Source organism: Shewanella sp. 0m-6 (genome assembly GCF_052977325.1).
Genome location: NZ_JBRIMD010000005.1, coordinates 24441 through 36356, shown reverse-complemented (window position 1 = coordinate 36356; position 11916 = coordinate 24441). Strand labels below are relative to the sequence as shown.

Here is an 11916-nt window from a genome sequence, read left to right as displayed (position 1 = left end):
AGCGAACCCAATTAGGCTTCCTCTAATGAACACAGTAACGGATGTTGGTTTTGTCTTGCAAATTGATTTACTTGCGCAACCTTAGTTTCTGCAATTCCAAAGGGGTAAATTCCACAGATCCCTTTGCCTTTATGATGAATTGCCAGCATGATTTCCGTTGCTTGCTGCTCATCTTTCTTAAAAAACAGTTGTAAAATCTCAATGACAAAGTCCATCGGTGTGTAATCATCATTGTTTAAAACAACTTTATACATAGAAGGCTGTTTAAATTCGGCTTCAACACTCTCTTCTACATGTTCAATGTTTTCTGTTCTACTCATATCCCAATATTAGCCTCTAGTCTTGGCTTGTACCAATCGATTATGTAACTCAGTCTGTTTGTTGAACAAATTCTATCAAATTATACTCAGGTACGACTTGTTAAAAAATGTTATCCTTTTGTTAACTTTATCTTGACAACCACTTATCCAGCTTTCATTCTGTTCATTAAGCGAGGAGTTTCCCCGCTGATAAGTTTTACTATCTTACTGGGAAGTGAACAACAGAAGGAAGTGGAAGTATGGCAAGCGGAACTGTTAAATGGTTCAACAACGCCAAAGGATTCGGGTTTATATGCCCTGATGCTGGCGGTGAAGATGTTTTTGCACACTATTCTACCATTGAAATGGAAGGCTATCGAACTCTAAAAGCAGGCCAACCAGTCAGTTTTGAAGTAGAAGCAGGTCCAAAAGGTATGCACGCGTCAGCAATATCGCCAACGAACTAATATCTATCTAGGTAAGCATCTAGATAAGCAAGTATTCAGATACTTATTTAGCTTGGTATTAAGTTGGAGAGAAACAAAAAAGCAGAGTAGTTAGCTACTCTGCTTTTTTATTGCCTAAACTTTCTCAATAGCCGTTAGTCAATAACCGTCTCTCAATAAACAGTTCTCAAATAAAAAGGCCTGCATGAATGCAGGCCTTTGTGTTTAAGCATTGATCAAGCGCTTTAGCCAACAATGCTATTGAGCGTTGCGCTAGGTCGCATTGCTGTTTCAGCTTTAGCCGCGTCTAAACGGTAGTAACCGCCTAAATCAACTGCCGGACCTTGAACACTGTTGAGTTCGCTAACAATCTTTGCTTCATTGTTAGTTAACGACTCTGCCAAAGCACTAAATTCAGCTTGTAACTGAGGATCTGCAGTTTGTGCAGCAAGAGCCTGCGCCCAGTACATTGCTAAGTAGAAATGGCTACCTCGGTTATCAAGCTCACCCACACGGCGAGATGGCGACTTATTGCAATCTAAGAATTGACCGATTGCAATATCTAGCGTATCTGCCAGCACTTGTGCTTTACTATTATCCGTAGTTTGGCTTAGGTGCTCTAGCGACGCGGCTAGTGCAAGGAACTCGCCTAATGAGTCCCAGCGCAGGTGACCTTCTTTCTCAACCTGCTGGACGTGCTTAGGTGCACTACCGCCCGCGCCAGTCTCAAATAATCCACCACCATTCATGAGTGGCACGATTGAAAGCATTTTCGCGCTTGTACCTAGCTCAAGAATAGGGAAAAGGTCAGTCAGATAATCACGTAATACGTTACCCGTTACCGAGATCGTATCTTTACCCGCTTTCACGCGGTCCAGTGTGAAACGAGTCGCTTCAACCGGTGACATAATGTGAAGCTCAAGGCCATTTGTATCGTGATCTTGTAGGTAAAGCTCCACTTTCTTGATGATTTCAGCATCATGAGCGCGGGCAGCATCCAACCAAAATACCGCTGGCGTTGCAGATAAACGTGAACGATTAACGGCAAGTTTTACCCAATCACGGATGGGTGCGTCTTTCACCTGACACATTCTGAAAATATCGCCCGCTTCAACATCGTGTGACATTAACACCTTGCCGTTTTGGTCAACTATGTTAACCGTGCCTGCAGCTGCAATTTCAAATGTCTTATCGTGGCTACCGTACTCTTCCGCTTTTTGTGCCATAAGGCCAACGTTTGGCACGCTGCCCATAGTGCTTGGATTGAACGCACCATTATTAATACAAAAATCGATAGTTTCTTGATAAACACCGGCATAACAACGATCTGGGATCATTGCTTTCATGTCTTTTAGTTGGCCATCTGGCCCCCACATTTGACCAGACGTACGAATAGCCGCAGGCATTGACGCATCAATAATCACATCACTTGGTACATGTAGGTTGGTGATCCCTCTATCTGAATCGACCATGGCGAGCTCAGCACGATGGCTATAAACTTCTGCAAGATCAGCTTCGATTGCCGCTTTTTGATCGCTTGGTAATGTGGCTATTTTGGCGTAGACATCGCCCAAACCATTATTAACATCGACACCCAACTCTTCAAATAACTCACCGTGTTTGGCGAAAACGTCTTTGTAATAAACTTTAACCGCGTGGCCAAATAGAATGGGATCAGACACTTTCATCATCGTCGCTTTTAAGTGCAAGGACAATAAAACATCCTGCTCTTTAGCGAGATTGGTTTCGCGTTCATAAAAATCAACCAGTGCTTTTTTGCTCATCACAGCCGAGTCAATCACCTCACCCGCTTGCAAAGCAATTGCAGTGCGCAATACTTGCTCAGACCCATCAGCCTTATTCAAGACAATGGATACACTACCCGCATCGGCAACGGTTACTGATTTTTCACTGCCGTAAAAATCACCTTCGCTCATATGTGCAACGTGTGACTTAGAGTCCGCTAACCACTTGCCCATTGAATGCGGGTTTTTCTGAGCAAACTTCTTCACAGACCCTGGCGCACGGCGATCTGAGTTACCTTCACGCAACACTGGGTTTACTGCGCTGCCCTTTATTTTGTCGTAGCGAGATTGGATCTCTTTTTCTACGTCATTAGTAGGTTCATCAGGATAGTTGGGGATGTCATATCCTTTATTCTGTAATTCAAGGATACAAGCCTTAAGCTGTGGAATCGATGCGCTAATGTTAGGTAGTTTGATAATGTTAGCTTCTGGTTTTTTTGCTAATTCGCCTAATTCAGCAAGTGCGTCACTAATACGCTGCTCTGCAGTTAGGTTTTCAGGGAAATTTGCAATCACACGACCAGAAAGAGAAATATCACGGGTTTCTACGTCAACGCCGGCAGTTTGGGTAAACTTTTGGATAAGTGGTAACAAAGATAATGTCGCTAGAGCTGGGGCTTCGTCCGTTTCGGTATAGATGATCGTTGATGTTTTATCGTTCATTTTGTGTCCTACATTGATTTAATTTTAAGATTTTTATAATAATTATTGTCTATTTCTACGATTGAAAAGCTGTGGCAGTCCTACCCTATCACTTTGTATTGTTAGCGATAATTTATGCGATCTTGTGTGTGATAAGCCAGAACCTTTATTCGCGACACCTCTCACAAATAAGATTAACTGGTTGCGGATCACACTTTTTAATTGTCGACATCATAAAACATTCCACGCAATATTCAAATTCCACTATTGGCGAATGAACAGTACAATAGATTAAATAGTCCTTCATAGATGAAAAGTATCGCCGCCGTGACACAAGCATTTTCAAAAAAGTCAGCCAAGACCACCAATAGCCGAAATAACAATCACATTTCGGGCTTTAGCGCTAAAACGGCGAATAAATCGACTTACCGTTCTCAACTCGATGGTAAAGTTGGCAGCAATCCCAATAGCAGATCTAATGCCAAGCCACGTGCGAAGCCACATTCAAACACCCAAGTAGCAAAAACCGTTGCCAACCCAGTGATCGTACTATTTAACAAACCATTTGATGTTCTTTGCCAATTTACCGATGAGCAAGGGCGTAAAACGTTAAAAGACTATATTCCAGTGCCTGACGTTTATGCCGCTGGCAGACTCGATAGAGACAGTGAAGGGCTACTATTATTGACCAATGACGGTAAGCTGCAATCGCAAATCACCGAGCCTAAAAAGAAAACCTATAAGACCTATTGGGCTCAGGTTGAAGGAGCCCCCGGTGAGAGCGATCTTGAAAAGCTTCGTCAAGGTGTTGAATTGAAAGACGGTATGACATTACCCGCTAAAATTTGCATCATGGATAACCCTGCTATATGGCCGCGTACACCGCCAATTCGTGAAAGAGCGAATATTCCGACGACTTGGTTAGAGATACAGATATGCGAAGGCCGTAATCGTCAAGTGAGACGCATGACTGCTCATATTGGTTTTCCAACGTTAAGATTAATCCGCTATAAAATAGGTCAATGGAGTCTAGATGGCCTACAAAACGGTGAATATCGTCAACTTGATATGAAATAACTATCAATGTGAGTGACCAGCAATGTGAGTAACAGGCAATGACAGAGCGCTATAAACCTAACACCACAGTGGCTTGTGTTATCGAAGCTCAGGGGCAATTTCTGCTAGTCGAAGAGTTGATAGAGGGTGAACTCAAATACAATCAACCAGCCGGTCACTTAGAGCCCCATGAGTCAATCCTTGCAGCCTGTATCCGCGAAGTTAAAGAGGAAACCGGCTTACGAATACAACCACAAGGTTTAGTTGGGATCTATCAGTTTAGTGCCAGTGACTCGCTGGCATTTGTTCGCTATACCTTTCACCTGAAACTTGACCAAGTAAAGCTATCTACACCCGAAGATCCCGCCATTATAGGGCTTAAGTGGTATTCGTTTGCTGAGATAAAAGCCTTATCAAACCAGCTGAGAAGCCCTTTGGTGATCAAATCGATTAGCGATTACTTGGCAGGTAAAAATTACGACCTCAGCATTATTAATGATGACTATTTCTAAAGGCTAATACACTTTAAAGCCAAACTAAAATAGCATTCATACTCATTTATTCTGTTAAGTTATTCTTCTTTTTAATCATCATGGGTGAATATTCGACACTGATGACAATAAAGCTTCAAAGATAAATACTTGCTAGATAGCCCAGCTTCATAATGCGTGATAGAATATGCACCCGCAGAAAGCCGCGGTTTGAACACGGTCACTCGATTGTAAAACCCATTCATCGAGCCACCGATTCGCAGCAATATTCAGTAATCACAAAGGTTTTTTTAAGATTTATGACGTCAATCGAACCCTCTCATCTTGGTAAAAAAGTCATCGTCGGCATGTCCGGTGGTGTAGACTCATCAGTTTCAGCCTACCTGTTAATGAAACAGGGCTATCAGGTTGAAGGCCTGTTCATGAAGAACTGGGAAGAAGATGACACGGATGAATATTGCGCAGCAGCTGACGATCTTAAAGATGCACAAGCTGTTTGTGACAAACTAGGCATTAAACTGCACACCGTTAACTTTGCGTCTGAATACTGGGACAATGTATTCGAGTATTTCCTTGCCGAGTACAAAGCTGGCCGTACGCCGAATCCGGATATCATGTGTAATAAAGAGATTAAGTTTAAAGCTTTTCTCGAATTTGCAGATGAAATTTTAGATGCCGATTACATTGCAATGGGCCACTATGTGCGCCGCCGTGATATTGATGGCACCAGCCAGATGTTACGTGGTATTGACGGTAATAAAGACCAAAGCTACTTCCTATATACACTTGGCCATGAGCAGGTTGCTCGCTCACTATTCCCTGTAGGCGAATTAGAGAAAAGCGAAGTGCGTGAAATAGCCAAAGAAATGGGGCTAATTACTCACGATAAGAAAGACAGTACCGGGATCTGCTTTATCGGTGAACGTAAATTTACCGATTTCCTACAAACTTTCTTGCCAGCCCAACCCGGTAATATCGAAACCAGTGAAGGCGAAGTCATCGGAACCCACCAAGGTTTGATGTATCACACGCTAGGTCAGCGCAAAGGCTTAGGCATTGGCGGTCTTAAAAACAGTAACGAAGACCCATGGTACGTGGTTGAAAAAGATCTTGTGCGTAACGTGCTAATTGTTGGTCAAGGTGGTCATCACCCTCGCCTAATGTCAAATGGCTTAATTGCTAATCAATTACACTGGGTAGATAGAAAAGGCCCTGCTGACGGCTCAAAAATCACGGTTAAGACCCGTTATCGCCAACAAGATGTGCCTTGCAGCGTAACCTATGATAGTGACGATGTGTTACGTGTCATTTTCGATGAGCCAGTTGCTGCTGTGACACCAGGACAATCTGCCGTTTTCTATGACGGCGAAATCTGCCTAGGTGGCGGGATTATTGACGCACTAATAAGAGATTAATCAATGAGTGATCAGCTGTTTGAACGCACTATGGCCTTTGCCGGGATATTACAGGCGGTGGCACAAGTTCAGTATATTGCAAGGCACGGTGACTCAGATAAAGACGCGCTAGCAGCTAGCCTGCAATCGGTTTTGGTGACGAACCCAGAAACCACTAGCGATGTTTATGCCGACAAAGTTGCACTGAGAAAAGGCTACGAGCTTATCGTTAGCCAACTTGGTGACGCCAAGCAAAAAGATGTCGAGGTGACTCGCTATTTAGTCGGTATTCTTGCTTTGGAGCGAAAACTCACTCGCTCTTCTAATACCATGGGCATGTTGTCTGAGCGCATCAATCAAATTCATCGTCAGCTTAGCCACTTTGAGATCACTGACGAGCAAGTAATTGCTAATTTTGCCGGCATTTATAGCGACATCATTAGCGAGCTTGGTCCCAAACTCCAGATCTCTGGTAATCCAGAGTTCCTAAAACGTACCCAAACACAACAAAAAATTCGCGCCCTATTACTGTCTGCCATGCGTAGCGCAGTGTTATGGCGTCAATTAGGAGGCAAGCGTAGGCACCTTGTCTTTGCAAGAAAAACAATAGTAGACACAGCTATGAAAAGCCTCACCCTATAATATTTAAGTCAAGTTCATCAAGGAGCTTCTAATGGAACTTTCCGCACTAACTGCTATCTCTCCGGTAGACGGTCGTTATGGTAGTAAAACCGCCTCATTAAGAGGGATTTTCAGCGAGTACGGCCTGACCAAATACCGTGTTCAAGTCGAAATTAACTGGCTAAAGCTGCTTTCTAGCTGTCCAGAAATTGAAGAAGTTCCACCTTTTAGTGAAGCAGCATTGGCTTTACTTGATCAAATTAAAGATAACTTTAGCGAAGCAGATGCTCAGCGCGTAAAAGATATTGAAGCAACAACAAACCATGACGTAAAAGCGGTAGAGTACTTCATTAAAGAACGTATTGCTGATAACGCAGAGCTTGTTGCTATCGACGAATTTGTACACTTTGCTTGTACTTCTGAAGACATTAACAACCTATCACACGCTTTAATGTTGACTGAAGCACGTGAGCAAGTGGTTGTGCCATATTGCCAGAAAATTATTGATGCAATTAAAGCATTAGCAAAAGAGCACAAAACGGTTCCATTGATGTCTCGTACACATGGTCAACCAGCGTCTCCTTCAACGCTTGGTAAAGAGATGGCTAACGTTGCTGTACGTCTAGAGCGTCAGCTAACTCAAGTGTCAAACGTTGAGATCATGGGTAAGCTAAACGGCGCGGTAGGTAACTACAACGCTCACATCTCTGCTTATCCAGAAGTTGATTGGCATGCACTGTCACAGCGTTTCGTGACAAGCCTTGGCATTAACTGGAACCCATACACGACTCAAATCGAGCCCCACGATTACATCGCAGAACTGTTTGATGCGTTAGCACGTTTCAACACAATTTTGATCGATTTCGATCGTGATATTTGGGGTTACATCGCACTCGGTCACTTTAAGCAAAAGACCATTGCCGGTGAGATTGGTTCTTCAACCATGCCACATAAAGTTAACCCAATCGACTTTGAAAACTCTGAAGGTAACTTAGGTATTGCTAACGCCTTGATGCAACACCTTGCGGCTAAGCTACCCGTATCTCGCTGGCAGCGTGACCTTACTGACTCAACAGTGCTACGTAACTTAGGTGTTGGTATAGCTCACTCTCTAATCGCTTATCAAGCGACATTGAAAGGGATTAGCAAGCTACAAGTTAACGAAGAGCAGCTTCGCAAAGAGCTTGATGGTAACTGGGAAGTGCTAGCTGAGCCTGTGCAAACGGTTATGCGTCGTTACGGTATCGAAAAGCCATACGAAAAGCTCAAAGAGTTGACTCGCGGTAAGCGCATCGACGGTGAGCAGCTTGCCGTATTTATCGATGGCCTTGAGCTTCCAGATACAGTGAAAGTTGAACTGAAGAAGATGACACCTGCTAACTATATTGGCCGTGCTGAAACTTTTGTTGACGAGTTAAACTAATAGCTCACTTAATCCTTTAGATAGCCACTGACTATTAAAGGTTTTAATAAGGCGTTAAGCTTAGGCTTAACGCCTTTATTTTATCCACTTTTCATCTATTGCGAGCAGCGCCCAGATTATGTTTAGTCTTAACTTTGATACCAGCGAATTTTTAAGCCTATATTGGCAAAAAAAACCACTCCTGATCAAAAATGCTTTTCCAAACTTTGAAGATATCATTAGCCCAGATGAACTTGCTGGTCTTGCTTGTGATGAAGCCGTCGCTTCACGAGTCGTTGTTACCAAAGAGAATGATTGGCAGATCCTTGATGGCCCCTTTGAAGACTACGACCAATTTGGCGAAAAAAATTGGCAACTACTCGTACAGGCATTAAACCATTGGCATCCAGATTCAAGCGAGTTCATCAATGCATTTCGTTTTATTCCTGACTGGCGCTTTGATGACTTAATGGTGTCTTTTGCCACTCCTGGTGGCGGTGTTGGCGCTCATATCGATAACTATGATGTATTTATTATTCAAGGCGAAGGCCAGCGTCACTGGACTGTAGGTGATAAAGGCCAATACGCGGCTAAAAATAATGATCCAACCACCCCATTAATCGAAGGCTTCGAGCCCATTATCGATGTGGTATTGGAAAAAGGCGATCTACTCTATATCCCACCTGGCTACCCTCATCAAGGTCAAACATTGACGTTAGCAATGAGCTATTCAATCGGCTTTAGAGCCCCGAGCCAACAAGAGTTATTGAGTGAAGTCGCCGATGCTCTCATCGATAATAACCTTGGGCTTAAAAGATTCACATCGAGTAATGAACCACAAACCGCCAGTGAAATTAGCACAGCCCACCAGCAAGGTATGATGGCATTGGTAACCGAGCTCGCATCTGACCCAACTTGTTACCAGGTTATATTAGGTAAAATGCTTAGCCAAAATCGTTTCGAACTGGATATTTGTGAACCAGAAGAGGCCTACAGCGCGGAAGATATTCATGATTATATCGAACAAGGTGCCCTTCTCTATCGCATAGGCGGATTGAAACTGCTTAGGTTAGAGAATGATACTGTCTCTCGATTTTTTGCTAACGGTGAAATATTTGAATACCCGCAAGAGATTGAAGCTGACGTAACGCTATTATCTGAATCTTTTTACTTTAGTAATGAACAAGCCACAGCGCTAATACAGACTCCTGCAACGCAGATATTGTTATTAGAGCTACTGAACCGAGGCTATTTGTATTTCGGTGAGTAAACTTGATTCACTAAATGGCGTGATAAAATACAAGCATAAAAAAGGCATCAAAATGATGCCTTTTTTATTTAAGAGCGACGAACTAATTAAGTGCTCGGGCCCCAGATGCTGTCATCCGCTTGCATCTTATATAAGCTTTCTGCGCGAGAAATTAACAGCTGGGCAAATTTTGCCTGAGCAGGATCTTTGGTGAGTCCCGAGCGTTGAATATTTTCAGCCTGCATCTGCCACATCATTGAAAAATGACGAACTGCATCACGTGCTGTAGCGGCAACACTAATATCGACATAATCAGACGGTAAATCACCAGACATCACCCAAAATGTTTTCTTATTCGGCTTTTTAGAATCGATTTTCCAAATAGCAACATAAGGCGCTAAGTAGCGGCTTTCTTCAGGGTGAACTTTATCAGGCATGATGCCCTTTTCAGCCAAAAACTTATTCGCCTTTTGAAACTGAGTTCTAATCCATTCTTGTCTTAGTTGTTCTTGGTCTACTGCTTGTTCAGCCATTTACACTTCCTTTCTTATTGTTATTTTTTATCTCTACCCTTTCTCTGAACAGTAAAACATGCACAGCTGTTAGGCTTTAATCAAGCTAATACTTTACGTTAACGTAAGTTGGAAAGCAAAATTGCCAGATAGATCACAAATAATCCTAATCTTTACTTTGTTGAGAGTATCCCTAAATGCTATCGTTCTGCAATAAATATAACAAGTAGGCTACCCTGTAATCACACAGCGGCGGTCATTCGATGCTCACAGCGGAGATCAACAAGTGGCAGTTTTTAATCACATCTCTTTCGACGACCATGAACAGGTCGTTTTTTGTCATGATAAAGAAAGCGGCTTAAAAGCCATTATCGCCATCCACAATACGAATCTTGGACCTGCCGTTGGTGGCTGCAGAATGTGGAACTATGAGTCTGATGACGAAGCCATCACTGACGTACTGCGCTTATCGCGCGGCATGACCTATAAGAATGCGATGGCAGGTTTAGCGATGGGTGGAGGTAAATCTGTCATTATCGCTGACCCAAAAGTACAGGATAGAGAAGCCCTATTCAGAGCTTTCGGCCGCTGTATACATACTCTAGGTGGTAAATACTTTTCAGCTGAGGATGTTGGTGTATCAACTGCCGACATTATGATCGCGCACCAAGAAACGCCATATATGGCTGGCCTAGAAGGCAAAAGTGGCGATCCATCTCCATTTACGGCTTTAGGAACCTTTTTAGGTATTAAAGCTGCAGTTAAGCACCAGCGTGGCTTAGACAGCCTAAAAGGCTTAAAGATCTCAGTACAAGGCGTTGGACATGTTGGCTATTACCTTTGTCGTCACCTGCACGCTGAAGGCGCTGAGCTGATTGTTACCGATATTCATAAAGAATCGTTAGACAAAGTCGCCACTGAATTTGGTGCAACGGTTGTGGCGCCACAAGATATCTATCATCAAGATGTGGATATTTACGCCCCTTGCGCGTTAGGTGCCACGATTAACGACATCACTATCCCTATGCTAAAAGCCACCATTGTTGCTGGTTGTGCTAACAACCAGCTAGCAGAAGTTCGCCACGGTGAAATGTTGAAAGATTTAGGCATTTTATACGCACCAGATTATGTAATTAATGCTGGTGGCATTATCAATGTCTCTTTCGAAAAGGATTACGACGCAGCTGCAGCTACTGCAAAGGTAGAAGAGATCTACAACACTTTACTGACCATTTTCGCGCAGTCTGATGAGCAAAACCGCACCACTGGGGATGTAGCAGACGAAATGGCAAGAGCCATAATTAACGCTGCCAAGTAAGCCTGTTAATAGTTTCATACTTAGCAAAATAATACCCAGTCAAATTGGCTGGGTATTTTTATGCCTCCCGTTTACTCGTCTATCGTTCATATATATTTTTGTGATTGATATTACTCGTCGCAACAAATACATAGCGCACTGTAAACTGATAACGCCTATTTCGAACTGGCAAAGATAGCGAACCTCTGCTTGAATTAAGACCCCTGCAATAACAAAGGTTCGAGGCGATGGTGACATTTAAATATGCACTTAACCAAGATAATATCGAGTTACAAGCCAGTAACTGGTCTGGTTTAGAGCAGATGTACATCAATGGTAAGCGCGTCTCAAGTAAACTCAATTTCGGCCAACAGAGTGAACATAGCCTAGTACTGAATGACGGAAAACCGGCTAAACTGCACTTGTTTCTTGATCCAAAGACAGAGCAACTGGTCTGCCAGATTTATAAGCAAAACCACTTAGTCACCATCCTAAGACAAGGGAAAACAGAGCTCTATCGAAGCCGCCAACTCACTCAGCAGGGAATATTAGCTATCGGAATGGTCATCGTATTTCTTCTCACTTTAAGTTAAGCGTTCTTAATTAAAGGCTCTTAGCTAAACCTCTCATTAAAATGTCTCAGCCTAATCATCCGAATCCTGCCTCACGAGCTCTGTAATACTGACGCTACAGTACTAATGC

At 43.1% G+C, this 11916-nt stretch carries 12 protein-coding genes; 9 read left to right on the top strand and 3 right to left on the bottom strand.

Annotated elements, in window-relative coordinates; translation table 11 throughout:
- Positions 1 to 11: 11 nt before the first annotated feature.
- Positions 12 to 320, bottom strand: coding sequence for an ATP-dependent Clp protease adapter ClpS (gene clpS, locus ACVBJC_RS05315; RefSeq protein WP_447159987.1), 309 nt, complete (start codon positions 318 to 320; stop codon positions 12 to 14).
- 239 nt (positions 321 to 559) lie between these two features.
- Here clpS and cspD point away from each other — a divergent pair, with 239 nt between their 5' ends.
- A complete protein-coding gene (gene cspD / locus ACVBJC_RS05310) occupies positions 560 to 766 on the top strand; it encodes a cold shock domain-containing protein CspD (RefSeq protein ID WP_012155761.1) in 207 nt (68 codons plus the stop codon).
- A gap of 224 nt (positions 767 to 990) precedes the next feature.
- Here cspD and ACVBJC_RS05305 read toward each other — a convergent pair whose 3' ends face one another.
- Positions 991 to 3213, bottom strand: coding sequence for an NADP-dependent isocitrate dehydrogenase (locus ACVBJC_RS05305; protein WP_447159988.1), 2223 nt, complete (start codon positions 3211 to 3213; stop codon positions 991 to 993).
- A gap of 288 nt (positions 3214 to 3501) precedes the next feature.
- Between ACVBJC_RS05305 and ACVBJC_RS05300 the strand changes: the two genes are divergently transcribed.
- From ACVBJC_RS05300 to ACVBJC_RS05275, 6 genes are all read left to right on the top strand, one after another.
- A complete protein-coding gene (locus ACVBJC_RS05300) occupies positions 3502 to 4269 on the top strand; it encodes an rRNA large subunit pseudouridine synthase E (protein ID WP_447159989.1) in 768 nt (255 codons plus the stop codon).
- Positions 4270 to 4307: 38 nt separating this feature from the next.
- Positions 4308 to 4760 (top strand): NUDIX hydrolase, encoded by a 453-nt coding sequence (locus ACVBJC_RS05295; RefSeq protein ID WP_447159990.1) that lies wholly within the window; start codon positions 4308 to 4310, stop codon positions 4758 to 4760.
- 278 nt (positions 4761 to 5038) lie between these two features.
- The gene (gene mnmA, locus ACVBJC_RS05290) at positions 5039 to 6154 is read left to right on the top strand and encodes a tRNA 2-thiouridine(34) synthase MnmA (protein ID WP_447159991.1); all 1116 of its coding nucleotides are present in this window, start codon (positions 5039 to 5041) and stop codon (positions 6152 to 6154) included.
- Positions 6155 to 6157: 3 nt separating this feature from the next.
- On the top strand, positions 6158 to 6775 hold the full coding sequence (gene hflD / locus ACVBJC_RS05285) for a high frequency lysogenization protein HflD (RefSeq protein ID WP_447159992.1): 618 nt from the start codon (positions 6158 to 6160) through the stop codon (positions 6773 to 6775).
- A gap of 31 nt (positions 6776 to 6806) precedes the next feature.
- Complete coding sequence (gene purB / locus ACVBJC_RS05280; RefSeq protein WP_447159993.1) at positions 6807 to 8177, top strand: adenylosuccinate lyase; 1371 nt, start codon at positions 6807 to 6809, stop codon at positions 8175 to 8177.
- 118 nt (positions 8178 to 8295) lie between these two features.
- Positions 8296 to 9426: a ribosomal protein uL16 3-hydroxylase gene (locus ACVBJC_RS05275; RefSeq protein ID WP_447159994.1), complete on the top strand. Its 1131-nt coding sequence runs from the start codon at positions 8296 to 8298 to the stop codon at positions 9424 to 9426.
- A gap of 86 nt (positions 9427 to 9512) precedes the next feature.
- On the opposite strand, the gene ACVBJC_RS05270 is transcribed toward ACVBJC_RS05275, so the two are convergent.
- Complete coding sequence (locus tag ACVBJC_RS05270) at positions 9513 to 9938, bottom strand: DUF4826 family protein (protein ID WP_447159995.1); 426 nt, start codon at positions 9936 to 9938, stop codon at positions 9513 to 9515.
- Positions 9939 to 10203: 265 nt separating this feature from the next.
- On the opposite strand from ACVBJC_RS05270, the gene ACVBJC_RS05265 reads away from it, so the two are divergent.
- Together ACVBJC_RS05265 and ACVBJC_RS05260 are read left to right on the top strand one after the other, a co-directional pair.
- A complete protein-coding gene (locus ACVBJC_RS05265) occupies positions 10204 to 11235 on the top strand; it encodes a Glu/Leu/Phe/Val dehydrogenase dimerization domain-containing protein (RefSeq protein ID WP_447159996.1) in 1032 nt (343 codons plus the stop codon).
- 227 nt (positions 11236 to 11462) lie between these two features.
- Positions 11463 to 11807 (top strand): hypothetical protein, encoded by a 345-nt coding sequence (locus ACVBJC_RS05260; protein WP_447159997.1) that lies wholly within the window; start codon positions 11463 to 11465, stop codon positions 11805 to 11807.
- The last annotated feature ends 109 nt before the right edge of the window (positions 11808 to 11916 follow it).